At 43.0% G+C, this 23,552-nt stretch carries 16 protein-coding genes; 2 read left to right on the forward strand and 14 right to left on the reverse strand.

The window, feature by feature from the left end:
* Positions 1-59: 59 nt before the first annotated feature.
* The 3 genes from ASG89_RS19245 to ASG89_RS19255 form a co-directional block, all read right to left on the reverse strand.
* The gene (locus tag ASG89_RS19245; RefSeq protein ID WP_057312552.1) at positions 60-1,409 is read right to left on the reverse strand and encodes an ABC transporter substrate-binding protein; all 1,350 of its coding nucleotides are present in this window, start codon (positions 1,407-1,409) and stop codon (positions 60-62) included.
* Positions 1,410-1,590: 181 nt separating this feature from the next.
* Positions 1,591-3,159, reverse strand: coding sequence for a response regulator (locus tag ASG89_RS19250; protein ID WP_057312553.1), 1,569 nt, complete (start codon positions 3,157-3,159; stop codon positions 1,591-1,593).
* Positions 3,152-4,906: a sensor histidine kinase gene (locus ASG89_RS19255; protein ID WP_057312555.1), complete on the reverse strand. Its 1,755-nt coding sequence runs from the start codon at positions 4,904-4,906 to the stop codon at positions 3,152-3,154. Before ASG89_RS19255 ends, ASG89_RS19250 begins: the two co-directional genes overlap by 8 nt.
* A gap of 436 nt (positions 4,907-5,342) precedes the next feature.
* Here ASG89_RS19255 and ASG89_RS19260 point away from each other — a divergent pair, with 436 nt between their 5' ends.
* Complete coding sequence (locus ASG89_RS19260; protein ID WP_057312558.1) at positions 5,343-5,993, forward strand: hypothetical protein; 651 nt, start codon at positions 5,343-5,345, stop codon at positions 5,991-5,993.
* Between the two features lie 305 nt (positions 5,994-6,298).
* Here the strand turns inward: ASG89_RS19260 and ASG89_RS19265 are convergent, their stop codons facing one another.
* The 9 genes from ASG89_RS19265 to ASG89_RS19305 form a co-directional block, all read right to left on the reverse strand.
* Positions 6,299-7,462 carry a DUF4317 domain-containing protein gene (locus tag ASG89_RS19265; RefSeq protein ID WP_057312560.1) on the reverse strand — a complete coding sequence of 388 codons (1,164 nt, stop codon included), beginning with the start codon at positions 7,460-7,462 and terminating at the stop codon, positions 6,299-6,301.
* Positions 7,463-7,752: 290 nt separating this feature from the next.
* Positions 7,753-8,769: a LacI family DNA-binding transcriptional regulator gene (locus tag ASG89_RS19270; RefSeq protein ID WP_057312562.1), complete on the reverse strand. Its 1,017-nt coding sequence runs from the start codon at positions 8,767-8,769 to the stop codon at positions 7,753-7,755.
* Positions 8,770-8,851: 82 nt separating this feature from the next.
* Positions 8,852-10,429, reverse strand: a complete 1,578-nt coding sequence (locus tag ASG89_RS19275) for a DUF3502 domain-containing protein (protein ID WP_057312564.1) — start codon at positions 10,427-10,429, stop codon at positions 8,852-8,854.
* Between the two features lie 41 nt (positions 10,430-10,470).
* Positions 10,471-11,379 carry a carbohydrate ABC transporter permease gene (locus tag ASG89_RS19280; protein WP_057312566.1) on the reverse strand — a complete coding sequence of 303 codons (909 nt, stop codon included), beginning with the start codon at positions 11,377-11,379 and terminating at the stop codon, positions 10,471-10,473.
* Positions 11,380-11,428: 49 nt separating this feature from the next.
* On the reverse strand, positions 11,429-12,298 hold the full coding sequence (locus tag ASG89_RS19285; RefSeq protein WP_235549831.1) for an ABC transporter permease: 870 nt from the start codon (positions 12,296-12,298) through the stop codon (positions 11,429-11,431).
* 123 nt (positions 12,299-12,421) lie between these two features.
* Positions 12,422-15,130, reverse strand: a complete 2,709-nt coding sequence (locus tag ASG89_RS19290) for a beta-galactosidase (protein ID WP_057312569.1) — start codon at positions 15,128-15,130, stop codon at positions 12,422-12,424.
* A gap of 251 nt (positions 15,131-15,381) precedes the next feature.
* Positions 15,382-16,914 (reverse strand): response regulator, encoded by a 1,533-nt coding sequence (locus ASG89_RS19295; protein WP_057312571.1) that lies wholly within the window; start codon positions 16,912-16,914, stop codon positions 15,382-15,384.
* 16 nt (positions 16,915-16,930) lie between these two features.
* Positions 16,931-18,730, reverse strand: a complete 1,800-nt coding sequence (locus ASG89_RS19300) for a sensor histidine kinase (RefSeq protein WP_057312573.1) — start codon at positions 18,728-18,730, stop codon at positions 16,931-16,933.
* Between the two features lie 23 nt (positions 18,731-18,753).
* Positions 18,754-19,896: an ABC transporter substrate-binding protein gene (locus tag ASG89_RS19305; protein WP_162259715.1), complete on the reverse strand. Its 1,143-nt coding sequence runs from the start codon at positions 19,894-19,896 to the stop codon at positions 18,754-18,756.
* Between the two features lie 357 nt (positions 19,897-20,253).
* Between ASG89_RS19305 and ASG89_RS19310 the strand changes: the two genes are divergently transcribed.
* Positions 20,254-21,342 carry a Gfo/Idh/MocA family protein gene (locus ASG89_RS19310; protein ID WP_057312576.1) on the forward strand — a complete coding sequence of 363 codons (1,089 nt, stop codon included), beginning with the start codon at positions 20,254-20,256 and terminating at the stop codon, positions 21,340-21,342.
* 232 nt (positions 21,343-21,574) lie between these two features.
* On the opposite strand, the gene ASG89_RS19315 is transcribed toward ASG89_RS19310, so the two are convergent.
* Complete coding sequence (locus ASG89_RS19315) at positions 21,575-22,678, reverse strand: mandelate racemase/muconate lactonizing enzyme family protein (protein WP_057312578.1); 1,104 nt, start codon at positions 22,676-22,678, stop codon at positions 21,575-21,577.
* A gap of 178 nt (positions 22,679-22,856) precedes the next feature.
* Entirely contained in the window at positions 22,857-23,534 is a 678-nt protein-coding gene (locus ASG89_RS19320) for a GntR family transcriptional regulator (RefSeq protein ID WP_057312580.1), read from the reverse strand.
* Between the last annotated feature and the right edge of the window lie 18 nt (positions 23,535-23,552).

The raw sequence follows: 23,552 nt of genomic DNA on the forward strand, positions 1-23,552 counted from the left end.
CAGCATGTTAAGCTGCCTTTTCTTGAAGATCATAGTTCATCTTATTTCACTGGATGTTATTATTTCTTATTCTTGTCCAAAATTTTAACGGATTCGCTTTTCAACGTTACATAAGCTTGCTCTGGAGTCGTCTTGTTATATAGGATTTGCTGCTCCAAATCCAGCATGAGCTTCTCAATCTCCGTTGAGCCTGCAGGTGGTTGAGGATCCATTGGAGCGCTTGCTTTGGCAACTTGATCAATATAGGCAGCGGCTACCTTTTGCGCTGGCGTAAATCCATCTTTAATGCCGTCCCTTACTTTACCCGCCACCGGCATACCTCTATCCGCATTAAGAACTTTATTCGCCTCTACATTGTTAACGAAATAACTGATGAATTTGGCTGCTTCTTCTTTATTGATTGAGTTGTTCGGAATTGAAAAATGATTGCCTGGGCGCAAATCCATTGCTTTTGCCCCGTTAGGTCCCGGAAGAGGGATAAGTTTTAACTCCTTACCAGCCGCCTTGGAGATACTCTCAAACTGATTCGTATAGATGATATTGACAGCTGATTTCTTCTTTACGAGATTGGATTCTTCCGGTGATTTGATCGAGAGGAATACATCAATCGGCGGGATCAAACCCTCTTTGCTCCAATTCTTTTTCATCGTATAGAAATCTACATAGGTCTTTTCATCAAAACCAATGCCCGTTTTATCTGCATATTGAACCTGCCCCATCTGCCTAGCATAATACGGGAACATGAAGTTTTCACCAAGAAGATCGTCAGCGCCGTATGATCCGGTAACCGCCTTCAACTTGACCAAGTCTTTCCCGAGATCTTCCCATGTTGCATAGCCATTCTCCGGAATCGTCAATCCTGCTTTTTGATATGCCTCTGGATCTACAACCATCGCTTTGGCATTAACACCAAGAGGTATACCATACAATTTTCCTCCAAGCTTACCGCTAGACAAGGCACTCTCACTGATATCACTTACATCGATAAGCTTATTCACCACTAGATCATCCAGAGGCGCAATTAAATTTTTGTCCATAAACTGCTGTGTATCCGCAGAACCTACATAGTATTGCAGCACATCGGGCATATTGTTGGTCGCAGCTTGCAGCGTTACTTTCTGCCAATAACCATCAAACCCCTGAAATTCAGGCTGAAAAGACACATTTGGATGGTCTTTCTTATACATGTCTATCACTTTATTGGTTGCATCGTGTCTAGGCTGAGATCCCCACCATAGCACGCGCAGAGAGCTTGCTTTAGCGCTCTCAGTTTGACTTGGCGAGCTTGATGTTGTTGCTGCTGCAGTTGCTGTTGCCGTACCTGCATCCTTCGTTCCGCTGGAGCAACCTGCTAGTGCCATCGTTACAGCTATACTTGCCACAATCGGTGTTATCGCTTTATATTTCATCTCAAAAAACCCTCCTGTCATATACATTCCTGTGGGAAACTATGTGATCGATAACCAATGGCTATTTTCGGGCCCTGAGAATACCATTTGTCTTTATACCATCGTACCTCTGCGAAGCTATGGGAACAATGCAATAACTCGATGACCTATATGCAAAAATTCGAGTTTTCACATGTTTCAGTTACATCCTTACTCCTTCATCGATATTCCGTTTAAACTCCGAAGGCGTGAATCCCGTATATTTTTTAAACACTTTACTAAAATATTGTGTGTCTTCTCTGAAACCAGTTAATTTGGATATTTCGTATATTTTCAAATCACCTGCTTGCTCAATCAAACGGATCGCCTGCTCCATTCTGCGTTCCAGGACATATTGCGAAAATTTCACCCCGGTTTCTTTCGAGAATAATCTGCCCAAATAGTCTACGTTCATATAAAGAAGTTCTTTCCCAATCCAAGTTAACGATAATTCGGGGTTGCTGAGATGCTCATCGATAATTCGAATGACAGACGAGATCATCTGGTTTTGATTGGTGGACGATTGATGATAATTGGATATAGCTACTTCTTCCGATACCGCATGAAGAAACTCAAAGGTCGCATGCAGCGTATCTAATTCTTGAAATTTGACGACCTGGAACATCTTATCTGTGGACGGAGCCTGCTGGCCCTGACGAATAACAATCATGTATAATTCCATACAATGCGATTTAACCTCGTTGATCTCCATGCGATTCTTCTCAAAAACGTCGAAGAGAGACTGAAGTCTATGGGTGACATCTTTTACATCTCCTGCCTTTACGGAAGAGGCGATGGCTTCAAATGACGAATTAAAATCAACCTGCCACGCGACCTTTGTCGTAACCTTGACATCGCTACTAGTGAGCATACATCCTTCTGTAAAATAGAAACGATAGCGAAGTACGTCATGTACCTCTTTGTACATACTTCGAATGTCCTTGAAGCCTCCGGCTCCGCTAACGCCCATAAAAAGTTCTAATCGGTAATAAGACTTATAAATATCTCTGATTTCATTTAAAATCGTCGCCAGATTCTCGAACGCCATGCTTTGTATCAATAGAAGTACACTGTCTTCAACAACCGTACTTAAATAAAGCTTCTCCGCGGTAAACAAATCTTCGGCAATATTTTTCAATGCGAACTTCTCTAGGTAGCCACGGCTCTCGCCTAATTGAACAAGAACTAGTTGAAACGATTGCGCATGGATATGAAACATGGCCATAAATTCTTCGAAGTCCTGCTGGTTATAGGTACCTGTTAGGGCAATATCTCTCAGGAATTGTTCTTTCACGTGAGGCAGCACCCGATAAAAATTATTGTTCAGTTTTGTGAAAAACTCGCGCTCCCTGCTCACATTGGCGATTTCTATTTTGATTTCGCTCAAAATATCAATGATTTGCAGCTCATTACATGGCTTAAGCAGATAATGCTTGATGCCGTAACGCATAGCTTCGCTCATATAATCGTACTCGTCATAGCCAGAAAGCACGACAAACACGGTATCGCTTCTTTTCTCCTTAATCTTTCCAATGAGTTCAAGACCATTCATGACAGGCATTTTGATGTCGGTGATCACGATATCCGGCATCTCCTTGTCGACCCAATCTAAAGCTTCGAATCCATTTTTGGCAGCTCCAATCAACTGCAAGCCGTGTTCATCCCAATGAATCAAAGCAGCTATGCTATCTCTGGATAACTTCTCGTCGTCTACTAATAGAACTTTATACATTTGCCTCACTCTCCTTCGGAATCTTAATCGTAACCTGAGTGCCCTTCCCCGCCTTACTATCGAAATAAAGTCCAGCCGATTCCCCGAACATAAGCCGTAAGCGCTCATGAATATTTTTGAGCCCGATCCCCGTCCCTTTAGAAGGCATGGCGAATATTCTCAATTGTTCTAGTGCGTTTTCGTCCATACCTGGACCGTTATCCATAACGGATATTTCGATGGATTCCTCTGATTGAGCAGCAGTGACTGTGATCGTACAGTTGCCTAGCATATTTTCCAAACCGTGTTTAATCGCATTTTCGACAATTGGCTGAATAGACATTTTCGGTATTCGGTATTTATAGTATCTCTCATCGATATCAAGAACAAATTGGAGTTCGCTCTCGAATCTCACCTTTTGAATATGCATATAATCGTGAAGGAGTCCAATCTCCTCACCGAGAGTAATGACTTGTATATTATTGCTGATGGCGTTCCGCAGCAATCTGCTAAGAGATTCCACCATATTTGAGATGGCTGCTTGTCCGCTTGTCCTTGCCATCCAATTGATCGAGGTTAGCGTGTTGTATAAGAAGTGCGGGTTAATTTGCGCTTGTAAAGCCCTGTACTCCGTATCCTTCAATAACATTTGCCGGGTATAGTTCTCTTCGATCAATGTATCAATTCTTTGAATCATAATAAAAAAACGTTTTTGCAAATAACCGACTTCATCGGATCGGACCGTTTCTGGGGAATTAGGAACAATTAATTCAAAATCGCCTTTTTCTGCATACCTCATCTGCTGAGTTAATCGCTCGATTGGCTTCGTGATCCCTCTGGCAAAGCGATAACTAATCGCAATTACCGTTAGGAATAGGAGAAGCACAACCACAAGAAGAGCAAATCGCAGATCATTCTTTTTCTTGAAAATGTCGTTATAGGAGAGCACACTATAATAGGTCCATCCCATTTCATGAGAAGTGGTGTAGGCAATAAAAGAGCTCATTCCATTATTTTTTTGAATCGTATAGCCTTGTTTGGCGTCACGAATAGCTGCTTCAGGCTGATAGGCTTGATCAGGTGTATAAATGGGCTCATTACCTTTCCAGATGTAGAGCATTCCGCTTTCTTGAATAGCTGTTTGATGGTGCTGCACGACGGTATCTAAATTCACTTGGAAAATAAGCGTACCCAACGGCTCCAGCAAGTCCGCTCCTGTCGAACGAATCTCTCTTGCGGCCAATAGATATGGATGAGCGGCATCGGGCTCTACCCACACATTAGCTCCCTTTGCTTGCCTCGCTTTGATGATAACCTCATCCTTTTTGCGTTCCTCTGGTATCTGTGCACTTTGGCCAACCATCAAATCGTATCCGAAATCATTAATAAAACGAATCGAGGATATATTCTTTTCAGTCAAAATATAGACGAAAATCTTATTTTTGAAATCTGTTAACGCTTGTGCCCGATCGTATTCATTGGTCATTTCCTTTACTTTTTTAAGCTGATCTTGAATTCTAGCGTCCGTAGCGATCGTCAGCGATAGCTTTTCAATATTGCTAATTTCATTCTCTATATCGCCAATTGAATTATTAATGCTTCGAGCAGACTGTACATATAGCATTTCATCATAAGCTTGAAAGACATATTGCAAGCATGAAGTGACCACTAGGCAAAAAAATACGATTAATAGCATCATGACGACCATAAGCTTATGTTTAATCTTCATATCCTTGAAGGATATGCGACGAAATCGGTCTGTAATCAAGGTGTTCAGCCCCTTCACGCAAAGTGAGAAAAGACACTGACCGCATCGTCAGTGTCTTTTCTTAGATTATCTTATTATGGATTCCATGCCCATAGAAAAATTCGTGCATTCTTATGTACTTTTCAGACTTTTTGAAGCGTTGTTAAAACTAAATATAGCGGTAGCTAGGATGGAAATTCTCCTAGTCTGCCGCCACCTCTCAAGATCTTCCATATTCAATTAGAAAACTGTACACTCCACATGTGACAGTATACATTAATAACAAAAATGTTCCCAGTAGAAGCGGGAGTATCCGCTAACTAACCAATTCATGAACCTTAGTCAAGATGCTAAGTTTTTTTTCTATTGTAGGTATATCTTCATCTAAAAATCTTACTATAACTTGACGATAAACATACATAACCAATTTTAACTATCACGATTTTACCAAAAGGGGATGAACGAAATAGATACTCTTCCAGAAAAAACAGAGAATAATCATAATGATGATTCTAAGAAAAATCTAATTAACAGTATTGAAAATAGGTTGAACTCTTATAAAACAAACCCCGCTCATCTTGATTTTAATAAACAACAAAAACTGATAATCGACATGAAAGAAGCAGGATATTCCGCAGATAAAATACAAAGTTGCGAAAAGGAATTAAATTATATAAGAAAAGAACTGAGCCATAAAGCAATATTTGTTCAGCGTTATACACAAAAAATAAATTCCGGTACTCTTAGAAGTGATGAAGTACAAGATTGGTTATTTCCAATGATGAGAGAATATATGACGATATTAAAGTACCACCCCAAAAAGATAGATAAAGTTATTCAAGCCCTTTCAAGTAGACATGTTAGTGAAAGAATGCAACAGAAAGCCACAGATAAATTCGCAGTAACAGATATTAATTACCCAAGCACAAACTTTACCCTTAAATGTCCGAAATGTAGTTCAACCAACATCAGTACCGAAAAAAAGGGATTTAGCTTAGGGAAAGCTACAGTGGGGGGATTGGTTTTTGGTGCTGTAGGCTTACTAGGAGGGCTGATTGGTAAAAACACCCCAATTAATTGGTGTTCTAGTTGTGGGAACAGATGGTGACTCTCATTAAATAAAGCGTCATTTTCGTCACCATAAGTATGTTAAGTATTAGATTAAGTAAAGATTGAAGTATAAGAAGATACCACCACCATCACCACCCCCGCCTATGGCGGGATTTTATTTGAAGTCGGTTCCTAATTTCTAAGTGCTGATGTGGTATCCTGCTCCCACTCCCTTATGAAGACAAAAAAATACCCTCTTGTTTAAAGAGGGCAATCCCACATTAACTTCTCACTCATTATTTCCGTTCCAAACTAATAGTGAACAGCACTCCACATGCACCGTCTGCGTGAAAGTTCCCTACTCTACAACGTCTCCGTATTGAGCGTAAAACCTTCGATCACGACGTCTTCATCAACCTCGATCATGATGCATCGTTTTCCTTGATAACTCACCTGTCTCACGTACTTTAAATCTTGCGGGCTAACCGTAATCGTAGCTACTTTCGTATCAATCTTAATCGATTTCGACGTGAACTTTGGCATAACGCTGCTCGCTTTGAGTTCATAGTTTTTGTCGTCGACGACGTTTTGGAACGCTCGTTCCACCCTTTCCGCCGTTACGTTTTCAACACCACTCGTCGCCAGAATGCGTTCCACATCTTTGTAGTCCAACTTCGGAGGCTCTTCTTCCTCATTAGACTCGATGACCCGATGAATCTCCTCGTACACATGAGCGATCGTCGCGGCATCCAGTTGATCGCCTGCCAATTCATTTACGATGTCTTCAAAAATGGCCCTTTCTTCTAACGCTGTCACGGTCTTCTCGGCATTCAAAACTTGATCGATAAACTGCCAATTCGGTTCATGCGCTCTCCCTGAGCAATACAAAATGCGATTCACATCGGAATAGTTGTCAGTCACACTTGGGTAGAAAAAACCTTGTTCCGGCGTGTTCAATTTGATGATCGGATCCACGAAAACATTATACTTAAATTCTCTCTCCACATAGTCAAACATGAGCGTTTTCTTCTGTTGTTCCGTGGAATTCACGCTGCACAGAATGAACAAATTCGAGAACATCTCGTTCTTCTCGCTCTCCATGGCATCTTCGTTCCTGCTCTTGGTTGGATTTGAATATTGGCCGCGAACAAATGTTATCACTGTATCCTGTTCGTAGATGGTATCAGCCAACATTTTATCCACCAACAATAGCATCAGATCTTGCCATTCTTCCGGATTACCGGTCACCAAACCTTGATGGAGAAGCACTTGTGTAGGCTGTTCTGCTTCCTCCTGAAACCTTAACTCGTACATCTTCTGATCTAATTCGCCCGTCAACAGTTTTTTGAAATTAGCCATATACAATTCCTGCTTCTCTCTGTCCACTAGGGCGAACGGTTGGCGCTCGTAATGATAGATCTCGTTGGTTTCCTTCATGATATACACGTTAAAAATATCGTAAATTTTAAGCATTTCGTTATCCAATCTAAAGTGCTTGCGAATATGTGCGATTTCTTTCTTTATCATGAACCTACAGTCAACTCCTAAGCAGTGAATTAGCCTTACTAGAAAAAGCCCTTCATGAGAAGGGCTTCCACCGTTACTCCCTTATTTCCGTGCCAAATGAAGAGTGAACTGCAAACATGAACTACTTCCTGTATGTTAATTCATTATGATAAATTTCTCAACAATTTTGAGATACTATCTTCAAAAAATGATCATAATTGTGATGATACATCATTCATTAGAAAACGGAGCCCGCAAACCCGCGGCACTCCGTTTTTGTTGTTTCTACTATTCCGTTAAGCTGTTTGTTCTCATTGTGTACTCTGCCTAATGATGAGATTAGGCGCTAATACCGTAAGTTTCGCCACTTTTTCTTTCTGAATCAATTTAGATAATATTAACATCGCCTGCTTGCCCAGTTGTTCACTTTGCTGCGAAACCGTCGTAAGTTCTGGATTCATCGCTGATGACAATTGCGTATCATCAAACCCAGCAATCGCCATATCTTCTGGGATCCGTATTCCGCGTGACAGGGCTGCTTTCATAGCACCTATGGCCACATAATCATTAATGCATAAAACAGCTGTAGGGCGATTGGACATGGCAAGGAATGCTTCCATTAATTGGCGCCCGCAAGACATAGAGAAACTCCCCATGCGTACCCATTCCTTGCGGTAAGGGAGTTGACTCGCCTCTAGCGTACGCCGGTAAGCTTGCAACTTCTCCATCGTGGTTGTCGTGGCTGCACTTCCGCCTAAGAAACCGATCTGCTGATGACCTTGATCAATCAAATGCTGAACAATTAGCTTGGTGCCTAAATATTCATCTGTTTTCACACGATGACATGGATGTCCTGACAGTGAGCCATTGATCATTACAATGGGGATTCTCCTCTGAATATCCACCACTTCCTGCACAAGCGATGCGGGGCAATGTCGTGCATTAATACGGCCCCCCATGAGAATGAGTCCATCTACTTGCCTTTCACATAGCAAATTTAAATATTCGGATTCTCTGCTGTAATCGCTAAAGGTGTTGCATAAAAAAAGGGTGTACCCCAGCTTTTGCGCAGCTCGCTCTGCTCCTCCGAACACTTCTGGGAAAAACATATTGCTGCTATCCGGAAACAATACGCCGATCATGCCTGTTTTCTTATTGACCAGACTGCGTGCTAAGGCATTGGGCTGAAACTTATGTTTTTCAATAATGGCCATAATCTTCTGCCTAGTAGATGCACTTACTGGTGCTGTATCATTGAGAACTCGGGAAACTGTCGCGACGGAAACATTCGCTTCCCTAGCAATATCGTAGACTGTAATGGTTCCCAGGAGCTCACTCTCCGTTACATCGAAATGAAAAGCGAAAGATCGAAGGCCTGTTCTGAAACAGACCTTCGATGTGGAATTTCTCTTATTTCGTACTTTCTACCACTTTTTTGAATTCATCCAATTGCTTTTGGACTTCTGTCATGACTTTGTCAAAACCAGCAGCTTTCAAACTCGCCCGGAAATCTTCGACTGCTTTCACAGGGTCACCAGCTTTACCATAGAGGATCGCAGGTCCCTTGGATCCGACTACTTGTGTAATTGCCGTTAACTCATTCGTGACGGGTGCTTTATCGAAAACAAATCGGCCATACGGATAAGCTTTCTTGATTTTATCGTAGGATGCATACAAAGCGCCTTTGCCAGACCAGTCTTCGCCATTCGGGATTTCGTTCTTATCGATACGGCCACCCCAGAAGTTGGAGTAGAAATCATCACGTTGGACATCGTAACCATCCGGACGGAAACGCTTTCCATCTTCTACAACATATTGCACGCCTTCAAGACCATAGTTCATCAGTTTATAAATTTCCGGGTCCTGACGAATAAGCTCATAAACCATCAAAGCACGCTCTGGATGCTTACTTTTCGCCCCAATGGACGTACCGCCATGCGTGATCGACATTGAGACAAGGTTATTTTTAGTCGCCGAGAATGGGAAGAATTGTAGGTCTGATCCTGGCTGCAGCTTATCCATTTTGATACGTTCGCCGAGGTAAGTTTGCGTATGATGCTGATCTACGGACGTTTTCCCCGCTTCGAGCAACGCACGGTTGTCGCCTTTGTAGTTCAAGACATCTTCGCGCCAGAAGCCCTTGTCCCCCCAGCTTTTCATCATTTTAGCAAAATCCATGAACGTATCATCCAGGAAAGGGCTATACGCTTTATACTTATCATTAAATGATTTGCCATAGACTAATGCGAATAAACCTGTGTTTATAGGGAGTTCAATCGCATCCGTATAGGAATTGATATACCCGCCAATATTTCCTCCTGAGGTTCCATTCGTATCCCAAGGAATAACACCTGGCTTCTTATCCTTGACAGCCTGTAAGTATTTCTCCAAAGTCTTCCAATCTGTAATTGGCGACGTTATACCGAATTCCTTCGCCCAATCACCACGATATTGAAAACCATGATTCACCCATTGTGTATAATGATCTTCCGGGATTAGCATGATCTGATTCTTGTATTTCGTCTCTGCCCAGTTCTCAGGCGGAACTTCCTTCCACGTGATTGGTGCATACGTTGGCAGGAGCTTATCTAATGGCTGGAAGGCGCCTTTTTGCGCATTTTGCCACGTATCCAACCAGTCGGTTGCTACAGTAATTAAATCAACAGGCTCCCCAGAGGCGAGTAATAGATTGTATTTTGTTTGCCAATCGGCCCATTCCACCCATTTTATTTCCAGTTTGGCATTAACCTTTTGTTTCAAAATGGCATTGAGTTTTTCCATGACTTTCTCAAACTGACCATTCTTCGGCTTGTCGCCTAACATGACATAAGAAATCGTTTGAAACTCAGATGTATCGATTTTACCACCAGCAGCTGTTGCAGGTGCCGTCGAATCTGAAGAAGTGCTGTTAGATGACGTACAAGCCGTCAAACTTACTGCGAGCGTCGCAGCGAGTGCAATACTAAGCGCTTTCTTTTTCTTGAACATGGAATTGCCTCCCCATTATCATTTTTGATGTATGCATAACGTTAGCCTTTAACAGCACCAACGGTGATACCTTTGATGAAATATTTCTGTACCAATGGGTAGAACAGGATGACAGGGCCCGTTGCAACAACCGCTGTGGCCATTTTCATGGACTCAAGCGGCATATCTCTCGGTTGCACATTGGAAGAAACGGATGAATTCTTAATAAAATCAGCACTGGTGACCACATTATAGAGAAATAATTGAAGTGGTCGATATTTCAAATCCGGTGATAGGAACAGCATGGCATTGTACCATTCATTCCAATACCCCAGTGCAATAAACAATCCGATTGTTGCTAAAGCAGGTGTTGTCATCGGCAAAATTAGCTTCGTAAAGATTCTAAAATCACCTGCTCCATCCATTTTAGCTGACTCCGTAATCGCATGAGGAATCGATGTGACGAAGCTTTTCATCATAATAATGAGAAATGGGCTCATAAGTCCTGGCAGCAGAACCGCTAAGTAGTTATCTTTGAGGTGCAGCCATTGCGTCATAATTAAGTAGAATGGGACAACACCCCCATGAAACAACGTTGTGAAGTAGATGAAAAAGGAGATCCGGTTGCGATAAGGAAAATCTGGTCGCTGCAAGGAATATCCCGTCATCGCGACGACGAACAGCCCAATGGTTGTTCCCACGATCGTAATTCCCAGCGTCACACCGTATGAACCAAGAATAATTCCGGGATTCTCAAACACGATTTTATAAGCAAAGCTACTAAATTCTTTGGGCCATAAATTATAACCATGCAGCGTAATCGATTTCTCTGATGTGAACGAAGTGCCGAGTACAACAAGAAATGGAATTAGGCAGCATAGTGCGAATACAGCGATAAAGATGTAGCCGAATAGTCGTATAGCCACGGACGATACATCCGTCCCCCTCTGGCGAGCGATGACTTGCTCCACGGGAAGTCCCTCCTCAGCTATTCATTATTTAAATAAGCACGTTTTCTTTTTAAAATAAGGTGTTCTCAGGTGAAGCCTTTTTCACAAGCCAGTTGGCTGTAATGACAATGAAGAAGCCAAATACAGATTGATATAAACTGACAGCGCTTCCTAAAGAGAAGTTAAAATTGTTCATTAATGAGCGGAATACGAATGTCTCAATAATATCTGTGGCATCGAACAGCGCTGTATTATTGGCGCCGACTAAGTTGTAGAATAAGCCGAAATTGCCTCGGAGGATGCCCCCCAATGAGAACAGAAACAAAATAATGAAGGTTGGCTTTAGCCATGGGAGCACAATATAACGAATTCGCTGAACGGCATTGGCCCCGTCAATTTCAGATGCTTCCACGATTTCGGAGTCTAAGCCCATAATGGCGGCAAAATACACGATAGAGCCATATCCCGTGGACTGCCACAAATACGTGATAACAATGATAAAGGGCCAAATACTTGGGTTCGAGTATGTTTTGACAGGATCCCATCCGATCGATTTCAGAATGCCATTGAGCAAACCGTAATCATAACTGAGAATGTTATAAGCAATGAGCCCAACAAGCACGAATGAGATGAAGTAAGGCAGAAACATAAGAGATTGTGAGACTTTCTTGAACCACTTTTTACGAAGCTCATTGAGTAGAATAGCAATGCCGATCTGTAGGATATTTCCGAATATGATAAAAGCAAGATTATACAGGATGGTATTGGACGTTAGCTTCCATAACGCACCTGAAGTCACTAGAAATTTGAAGTTATCAAATCCAACGAAGTCACTGCCGAAGATACCGGCCGAGTAGTTATAGTTGATAAAGGCCAGATACAGCCCAGGCATAGGAAGATACGACATCACTAAGAAAAAAAGAATAGCGGGTACGCACATTAGTAATAACGTTCGATGTGACCAAAATTTTCGCAGCGGTGTCGTTCGCTTTCTGACAACAGGTGAAACGACATCTATTGTCTTTGAGGTCGTGGCAGTTTTCATACGTTAGCTCCTTTCAAATTAACTATCGGAGACGGGTACGAAACGTAACGGTTCCAATATGGCATCCCCATCCATCGCTACTGCTTCCAACAAAATAGCAAGTTCATTCCCCGCTTCTTGTTCATGGAACCAAGGCCCAGGCAAATAAAAAGATTCATCGCTTCCGCCACGAAATTGGGGGCGATTCGCACCGCCTTCGGTCCATAAACGTCCGACTAGATGTCCGTTGAAGAACACCGTCAACTTCATATCTTGGCCTTTGGCATACACGCGCCATCCCAAGCCTTGGTTGCTATCATCGAGCTCGCTGTAGAGCCATGCGACGGCTCCAGGTTTCATCGCTATCGCTTCTGTAACAGGCTGCGCTTCGATGCGTGAGAACTGCGCATGTTGCAGTAAGCCCTGTTCCTGACAACCCACTACGGTCCACTGGTTCGCCGACGTACCTTCGTACAAGGTGATATGTCCGCTCATAGCGACGTAAGTTTTATCCAAAAATAACGTAATAACCGCTGTTTCTCCCGCCTTTACGAATGGTGAAAGATCTAGAAAAGGATCATGTGGATTCACTTGTCCGAGTGAATGTCCATTTACATAAGCATAAGCTTGGCTGAAGTTGCCTGGCATATGAAGAATCCATCGATCGGCTTGCTTCGCCAGCTTCACGTGCTTGCGATAGCAGTGATGGGCAGGTAGATCTGCGGATAGCCAGCCTCCTATGCTCACGATCGGCCATTGCCCGTCATCCACATCCGTAACTGCATATTCGTCTTTGATACTACCGGCTTGCATGATCTTGAATCGCCAGTTTTGGTTTAATTCCCTTGTCGACGTGACGCCCACAATGCCGGTAAGTCCTTTCAGGCTGTTCAAATGAAGGCCGGGAAGTGTCGTGTCGTGGAAATTGGTATGTCCCCAAATCTCTGTGCGGGCTGTTAGATCAGGCATGACCAGTACACCATCAGGAATTGGCAGATAGCGGCTTGTTCCGCCTGGTGCTACCGTGCCCATATACCCTTCTCCCGTATAAAGAGAAACAACATCACTAGCGCGTTGTAGAATGAAGCCCTGATAATTGTCATCCGTCTGCGGCAATTGTGCGTTATACCAAGCGAAGCCTCGATAAATCCCGAGTTTTTCTAAATGATCAGCATCTTCACCTAGGGTTAACGCTTCCTCAGAAAAGAAAGATCCGTGGTCAACCTTGCTTAACCACCATGTCGTCTCCACTTCCTTACTTTCCTTCACTTCCACCGCAATCATGTCAATTCGCAGCTGCCCATCCGCATCGATACTTTCCAAACGAAGCGCACGAGATCGGCTCATCCCGATGATTTCAAGAATATGCCCATCCGATAGGTGAATCCAAGCTCTGGCTTCATTGTCCGAAGAATGAAAGGATAAGGTTACACTTCGTTTGGATGGCGAAACATAACCTGTCATCTCAGCATTCTTCAGTTCAATCTCCGACTCAAAGGTAAATTGAACTTCTCCTTCACCCTCCGTATGGAAAATGAAAAGCGTATGCGGCTCATGCGCTAGATGCTTCACTTGCATTAGTTCTGCCGTTGCATAATCGAGTTGCCCGCCACCAGCAATCTCCCATGTACGTAAAGGCACACGAAGTGGCAAGATCGGGCATTCTAACACCGAGACGTTCAATTCGAATACGAGCTCGCCGCCCATTTTTAAAAGAAGATGATTCAGCTCACTTGGTGTTGCCTCAGCTAGCGAAGCGCCATAGGTTTGAATGATGTGATGCAGCAACCTGCCTTCGTACGCTTCTTCTCGGATATGCCCTTCTGGCGTAATCATCCCATGGAAATCATAATCCGATGTAAGGAAGGAGAGTGGGTCTCCCCAATTGTTGGCGGCATTCGTAAAACCAAAGTTTGTCCCTGATGCTTGCAAATAAGGTCCTAATAACTTAGCCCCAGCGGAAAGTAATCGTCGCAGCAAGAAGTGTGAACGGTTGGTTTCGGTTACTAGCAAAGGATAACCCTTGCTTGCTAATTCTTCTCTATAGTAGTGAACTCTTTCCTCAAAAGATGGATCGCGATCATTCGGGTAAAAGTTGCAGGTGGGCACAACACCTTCAGCGAACCCGGAAGCTTGAAACAAACCTCCTTGCCCTGCACATGCGATCAAAGGAACCTTGATGCCATGTTGGTGGGCCAGATCTCTCAGAGCTGAGATATAACCTTTGGGATCCTCACAAGGATAGAAATCGAGTTCGTTCTCCAACTGAACAGCGATAATGGAACCACCCTGGCCGTGTTCATATTGCCGTAATATGGGGAGAATCTGTGCATACCATCTCTCCACATGCGTTAAGAAAAGCGGGTCATTGTCCCGGATACGCATGTTTTCTTCAACAAATAGATAGGCAGGCAATGCACCACCATCCCATTCAGAGCAAATGTAAGGACCCGGCCTTGCAATGACCCATAAGCCAGTGTCCGAAGCTTCCTGAAGGAACTGCGCAACATCTTTCTCTCCACCGAAATCCCATACCCCTTCTTCGGTTTCATGATAATTCCATGGAAAATATACATCAATTGCGTTATAACCAAAGGCTTTCACTTTACGTAATCGCTCTTTCCAAACACCACGAGGGAGTCGAAAGTAAAACAAAGAGGCACAGAGTATAACTTCTGGTTTGCCATCTATGCGTATCGCCTCGGGCGATAATTGAATGATCTGATGTTCGCTGATGGATTGCTGCACACGTGATCCTCCCGTCAGTTGGGCTCTTCTCTCGTATGAAACCCGTTTCATTCGCTAAGCAGGTCTCATGTTGTCCCTATTGCCAGTATAATTAAAATATAAAGCGCTTACATTCAAATAAACTTCTAAATACATAAGAAAACACCAGTGTTCACCACAACTAAAAAAAACAAAGAGTTGTGAATTATAATGCAATTCACAACTCTTCGCCTTCCAAATTTCACTGATTTCTTATATTATTCACTTATCTTTTAGGACTCACATCTAAATTCTTTGACTGTTTTCCCTTCAAGCTCTTTAAACACTTTACAGAAATAGGAAGTTTCTTGAAAGCCCGTTTTTTCTGCTACTTCATATACCTTCAAGGTAGGATTCTGAAGTAATAACTTCGCCTTACGAATTCGATAGCGATTCAAATATTCTACGAATCTTAATCCTGTCTCACTTTTAAACAAATTGGATACATAATTAGAACTAAGGTGAAGACTTTCAGCTAACTTGGTTACGGTGATATCATCCGCATAGTGCTCTTCGATATAAGCAATAGCAGCTTGTATCTCTTTGCGAAATGGCGCATTTCCCATCGATTCATAACTCAATTCTTTTTGCCATTTCTGAAATAGTTGCTTCAGTTGGGGTAATGTTGGGAAAGCTTCGAGTACACGATTCACTTGTCGATAGGTTGACTCCGCACTTGAAGAAAACTTGCCTCTGCCAATCGCATCAGCTTTCGTTAATATGGCGGCTTCATGGATGACGCCTTTCAATTCCTCCAACGATAGTCTTCTTGCCAAAAGCAAGTCAAAGAAAAGCTCAGTTTGCTTTTCTACCGCTTCAAATTGACCGCTTTGTACGGCAGAAGCGTAGGCTTTTATCGAGACCTCTCCACCTTCTGTTACTCTAGGCTTACTACCTGAAAAGGAATAAACTAGACCGACACCATCATAGATGGCGTGTTCGAGAGCCATTTCTGCTTGACGATACAGCCTTGTCCAATCCGTTAATCCATGCCCGATTGAACTGATGCTTACAGTCAAGGTACTACGTTCTCCCTTATTTTCGATGAATAAAGCAGCTTGCCGCAACAATTCTTCTCTACATTTTTGTTCGCTATGCTCATTGGGAAAATGCCTCATAAACACGGTGCGATGCTCTGAAATCGGAACTTGTATAGGGGCTTCACCTAATTCCGATTGCAAGGCACGCGTGGAAATCGCGTCAATCTCACCCTCGATAAGCATTATGGCAATGGGGCCAGTGGGGACTGGGAATCGTATCGCTCTCGCTTGCTCCTCCATCTCCTCCCCCGTCTTCAATTCCCCGAATATGAGCTTTCTTCCTAGTAAATGCCACATTTCCTGCAAATTCTCATTTCGGATGGCTGCTTGTCTCTTCTGATGAAGCCCATCTTCAATTTTCATTTTCATTTGCCGGAGTAAGTGCTGCAGGGATTCAGGTTCCAGATCATGTTTCAGCAAATAATCTTCAGCACCCAGCTTCAGAGCCTCCTTCACGAAACGAAAATCATCAAAGGAGCTGAGCGCGACAATTTTTATCGAATCATCCTGTTGTTTCACCTTCTGAATCAAATCTATCCCATTCATTTCGGGCATGGATATGTCTGTCAGAATTAAATCAACGTGTTGATGCTGCAATAAGTCTAGCGCATGCACACCATTTAGAGCTTCACTCACGATATGAAAGCCGTAATCTTCCCAACGAATTATCGATGTTATCGCATAGCGATAGATCGCATTGTCCTCAACGATCATGGCATTCAGCATACGGCGCCTTCCCCTCCTAACGTTTTATTTTAAAAGGAATACGCACAATGGATTGGGTACCTAATCCTATAGCACTCGCATAACTAAGCCCATATTGCGGTCCATAATAGAGCTGAATCCGCTCATGAACATTGTGAATGCCGATACCTGTAACACCTGGGACTGATTCTTTTTGAAAGCCGACTTGCAGGATATTCGCGACTTGTACGGTATCCATACCTTTGCCATTGTCTTCTACGGTCAGAAGTAAATCTCGCTCAACAACCTTCGCTGTTAATCGAATTATGCCAATTCCCTTCGACATCTCGATTCCATGCAGAATAGCATTTTCGACCAACGGCTGCAGGATAAAATAGGGGACTTCACAGGCCAACAACTGCTCATCTATCTCATAATCGACTTGAAAAGCTTCCCCATACCCGATTTTTTGTATAAAAATATAGTTCTTTAACTGCGTTATTTCTTGGTCCAAGGTATGAAATTCACCAACACGCCGTACGGATGACTTCAATAAATCGATAACGGAGCTGATCATTCGCTCAATCTCAGGTTGTTCGTTCATGCGAGCATACCATTTCACCGTTCCGAGGGTGTTATATAGAAAATGAGGATTAATTTGACTCCGTAACACAGTGAATTCGGCTTGCTGCTTCGCGATTTGCTCCTTGTATACGATATTAATGAGCTCATTGATCCGCGCTAACATGAAATTAAACCGAAGTGATAAACTGCCAATTTCATCTTTACCTAGTGGAACAATGCGTACATCTAAATTGCCGTCTTCTACGCGTCGCATCGTCTGCTCCAGAATTTTGATATTGCGCGTAGAGGAGTTGGAGAGTATGGCGGCAATGGCTGTCGAGATGAGTACGGCCAGCAAGGATACAAGTACAATCACCATAACGATGATTTGCGTACCCGACAGTAATACAGACATTGGAATAAAACATAGCACACGCCATTCCAAGGTCGGGGTTCGTTCTTGTACGAATAAATGGCTGTCCGTGCCTGCATATTCCACGGTAGCCATGGCCGCATCCCCTTCGCTAAGCACATTCGATAAACTGTTCCGGATAAGTTTATCTGTTTCTGGACTTCCGCCGCCGACCAGCAATTCGTTTAGAGGGTTGAGGATTGCAACATTACTCATCTTAATAATGGAACTCCCGCTGCCCAAGGAAAGGAAAAAATTAGCATCAAGACTATAAATAATTGTTCCTAAGCTGCGATCTATGTGGTTCACATCGACGAATTCTCGGATTAGAAACACTTCATTTCGCTCACGTAAAGAAGGTGTCCATCCCTTACTAAGCTTATGTGTATGCAGATACGCTTCCGCACTCAACGTCATTGCCGATACGGTATCATGATTCAGTGTATGATCTAACCCCTTTTTATTTTCCCACCAATACAATTGCCCTGATCTCGTTTGAATCATGATGGCATTCAGATACGGATTACCATTGCCATATTGTGCAAGTAAAAATTCCATACGACTACGAAAGGCAGGATAGTTCTCGTTGGTTACATCTTCCCCTTGTTCAGACACAATTTGTCGAATACTCGTATCACTGAGCAGATAAACGGAGGAGGTAAAGGCTTCCTTCGCTTTGCTCTCTATATTGTCAGATACTTGATGGATGACCTGCATAGAGAGATCCTTGGTATTGGCTTCAATAAACTTGGTTGAGGCGTAAATCGCAACCCCGCCAACGGTTGTCGAGATGAACAGAATGAGGATCATATTGGAAAGAAAAAACTTCGTGCGAATTCGAAAATCCTTGATACGATTTGATAATGGCTGAAAAGCTCTCATTCATCCATGCTCCTTACCCACTCTCATTTGGATGCTCGACGTTGTTGATTAAACGCATGATCCAGCTCTTGTATACAGGTGTCCACATTGTGTGAGGGGTCAATAATGAATTTCGTAATGGCATTAATGAACACCTTCTGTAGATCTTGATTCACAAAATCAATATAAAGGGAGGACCAGTCGTACGTTTTACCCGTTTGGATATAAGTTGAATCTAATTCGATATAGGTCGGATCAAAATCTTTGGGTAACCCTTTAATGACAGATAGCGCTTTCTTATTCGTCTGGAAAATGTTGCCCATTTGTTGTGTAGCAAACAGCTCCAATGCTTGTAAAGCCGCTTCCTTATGGGGTGATTTTGGATTCACAACTATACCGCCTGTCGATTTCAAACCGAATATTGCCTTTTGCGGATCTGTCGAGTAAGGAAATGCGAATAAACCCAAATTGCTCGCTGGATTTTTGGATTTCACCCCATCCACAGTCCAAGTGCCGTTAATGATCATCCCTGCCTTCCCTTCGGCAAGAAGCATTTGCGCTTGATTCCAATCTGTTTCAAATGGTCTACGATTGACGTATTTCAGACGCTCGCCGAATCGCTGCAAAATCTCTTTGAATTGGATTTGATTGTCCTTAAAGGAGGTTTTACCAGCTTCGATATCCGCAAACCATGTGGGATTGGCTGCATATTGATTCGCTAACATATCCGCCGCGAGATCCCAACTAATCGTCCAAGCATCCTTATAGCCTGCTGCGATCGGGATGATCCCCACATTTTGCAGGGATTGACAGGCTTCGATAAATTGTTGCCATGTTGTTGGCGGCTCCTTAATATTAGCTTTGGCAAATGCCTCCTTGTTGTAAATCACACCTACCCCATTCACATCAATCGGCAGAGCCCATATACGCCCATCGCTTGTCTTCACGCCACTTAGGTAACGTTCATCGATATTGGCTAGACTCGGCTGATTGCTTAAATCCATTGCATAGCCTGAACGAATAAAATCGATAGCCGTATCCAAATTATCGATCATATACATATCCGGCATATTGTCCGAAATCGCCCGCGTACGCAACAAGCTCAGATAATTACCTCCATCGACACCTGTAAGTGCGAATGAATACGAAGGGTGCTGTTTACTGAATAGCTGTGTCCCTATTTCCAACCATTTCCGAGCCCCTTCCTCATCAAAATGGTGGACCCATGAGAGTGTTTCAACCTTTGGCTGGCTTATGGGAATTTTGGTTATGTTCTGTGACTGGCATGCTGTTAACACCAAGACAAGCGATAGGCTAAGGGATACGAAACGAGATTTCATCCAATCACTCTTTCTATTGATAGCGTTTACATAAGTATTCGAACGAGTTGTCCAATTTCTGATCCTATTTGGTCTATTTATAATTCGCATTAACGCATGAATTTCCTCTATACTTTATGAACCAAGTTATACTAATTCTAAAGCTTGACTATGAAATTTATATTTGATAAAACGAAGCTAAGACTGAAGAAGGCGGTGTAATTGATGGGGAAACCAATAACATTCAGCATTATAGGCGGTGGAGGCTTTCGCGCACAGTATTTTCTAAGAATTGCACAGGCTCTTCCTGAACAATTTAATGTTAGTGGCATGGTCATTCGTGACGAATCCAAGGGAAAGGCGATGGAAGACTTATGGCATGTGTCTACTTATCGGACACTAGATCAGCTCTTGGTAAATGAACAACCAGACTTTGTTGTGCTATCAATCCATCCATCGGCCGCTATCGATTATATGCTGCAACTGGCGAAACGAGGAATTCCTGTACTTACAGAAACACCTCCTGCACCTAATTTAGATGGTTTACTTCAGATACACGACAAACTTACTCGACAAGGCGCTCGAATTCAAGTTGCGGAACAATATCAATTCCATCCTATACAAGAAGCCCGTCATAAGATTATTATGTCAGGACAATTAGGCAAGGTTAATCAAGTGACTGTATCCATATCTCAGTATTATCATGCAGTAAGCTTAATACGGAAAATGTTAGGAGTGTCCTTTGAAGAAGTCCGTATTAAGGGAATGAGATTTGAATCCGATTGGGTCGCTGGGCCGAACCGCAGTGGTCCGCCTACAGAGGATAAGCTAATCAAGTCAGAGAGAGATATAGCTTGGTTGGATTTTGGTGGAAAACTGGGGATTTACGATTTCACCAAGGATCAACATCGTTCATGGACCCGTTCAAACCATCTATGTATTCGAGGGGAACGTGGGGAAATATTTGATAATCGGATTAGCATACAAGATCCTTCTTGCAACCAGATTCAAATGGAATTAAAGCGCATCAATAAAGGTGAGTATGAGAATGCTGAAGGCTACTTCCTCAAAGGAATTATGGCGGGAGAACGCTGGGTTTACGAAAACCCTTACATGCCTGCCAGGCTATATGACGATGAGATTGCTATTGCAGACTGTTTGAAAAAAATGGCGGTCTATGCCAAGGGAGGACCCGGATTTTATGGTCTTCCGGAAGCTTCTCAGGACCACTATATCGGTATGCTGATTGAGCAAGCTATTAGATCTGGGGAGACGGTAGTGTCGATTCGGCAACCATGGGCACTTCTCTGCTGAGGAATCGTCCCACTCACTAGGATATACATCTTTTGAAAAGTGTCTTTCTCTTCGAAAATGACTTTCTTGCCTGCGAATGGGCTGCGATTCATGCCGATATCTTCGATAATTTCGCATTGGCAGGGGCCGATTGGAGTTACAGAACACATATAGCGTTCAAATGACTACACAGCAGTCATTTGAACGCTATATAAATGCATGATCTTATGAATCCCGTATTTGTACACTCACTTTATTTCACCCGATACTTCTCAAAATACTGCGGAATCACCTCTGTCGACGCACCTGGCATTTCCGGAAGGATATAATGACCATTTTTCACTGTTGCAGGCTCAAGGAAAATGTCGCGAATCCAAGGAATGTATTCCAACATAATGGCATTTTGCGTAGCACCGACAAGATGCTGATGAATTTGTCCCATATCGCCGACATGCGGAACGACTGGCAGATCGTAGGCTGCCGCAAGCCCTGCTACTTGAAGCCATTCGGTAATACCGCCAACACGCGTGCAATCGACTTGCACGTACTCGACCGCACCATTGTGAATATAATCGCGGAATGCATATTTATTGTAGACATGCTCGCCTAATGCAATCGGAACGTTGAGTTCATCCGCCAACTTTTTATGTCCGAGAATATCGTCCGGATTAAGCGGCTCCTCCAGCCAGAACAAGTCGAACTCTTCCAACTTTTTCCCCCAAGTCATCGCCGTATTGATATTCCATTGCTGATTCACATCGATCATGAGGATAATATCTCTGCCAATTAATTCACGAACGGCTTTAACGCGATCATAATCTTCCTGGGTGTTCGGCTTCCCGACTTTCATTTTTACCCCTGTAAAGCCTTCTTCGACATAGGAACTAATGTCTTTAAGCAATCTTTCCTTTGTCCAGTTCAGCCAGCCGCCATTCGTATTGTAGGCTTTAATGCCTTTATCTTTGGACTTATGACCGCCAAGATATTGCCACAGCGGTTTGTTTGCTGCTTTGGACATAATATCCCAAATCGCAATATCCACAGCTGCAAGCGCCATATGCGTGATACCTGCGCGACCGATCCAATGCATTTTACCAAAACGGAGTTCATCCCAAATTTCTTTCACCTGAAATGGATCTTTGCCAAGTAGGACTGGCGCGTAGTAGTGATCAATCGTATCCGTGATCATTGTATCGCCATGCGCACACGTTCCTGTATACCCATAGCCGACAATGCCCTCATCTGTAAAAATACGAACACCCGGCAATCCCCAATGGGTAGGCGAATTAATGGCATCTGTAATAGGCGGATTTAATGGGACATGCAGGATAAAGCTTTCAACTTTGGTAATTTTCATCGTAATACCCTTCCTAGAATAATTTATAGTATATCGTGTATGATTAATTGCATGGATTAATAGTCGTTTTTACTTACTAGTAACCCAACTACTACCTCAATTAATAACCAAGGGATGCCCGCCAGTCTTTCTAACCAGCGCCAGTAATCATCACCACTGTTCCTTGTAACTGCATCCCCTATCCTTCCGTTTTCATAAACTGGACATTTGCCCTTTTTTGAGAATTGCTGATATGAAGATACATGGCTGTAGAAGCACCATTGACATCCCTCTGAATCAGTCGCTGCAAAATGGCATTATGCTCAGCCCACTCCACTTCTCGATTGTCTACATCCAGATTGATTTTAATGAACGTTAGATATCTTTGAATCTGCTCAATGTATCCTCGCACCAAGTTCTGCAAGCTGATATTATCGCAGTATGCAAGGATCGTACCATGAATAGATGCGTTCATTTCCACAACGGATGCAAGACCGTCATTTGCGCGTGAGATCGGATTCGAACGAAGCGCATTCAAGGTTTCGCTTAGTTTCGCAAGCTTTTCATCCGGAATTTGGAGGACAGCTTTTTCTACAGCAAGAGGCTCAAGCTGCAATCTGATCTCGAATAGTTCGTTTAATTGCTGAAGACTCATCAGATTCACATACATCCCTTTGAAAGGAACCATATGTAAGTATCCTTCCGATTGCAGCCTGGAAAGTGCCTCGCGAATCGGTATATTGCTTACTTCTAACGTGCGGGCAAGCTGATCGATATTGACCTTTTCACCGGCAGGTAATTTATGAGTTAAAATATCTTCTTTTACAATCCGATAGATTTCTTCCGTTACATTTACACGGTTGATTTTACTTCCCATCTCGTCCATCCCACTCCT

The organism is Paenibacillus sp. Soil766 (assembly GCF_001428105.1).
Classification (GTDB): domain Bacteria; phylum Bacillota; class Bacilli; order Paenibacillales; family NBRC-103111; genus Paenibacillus_E.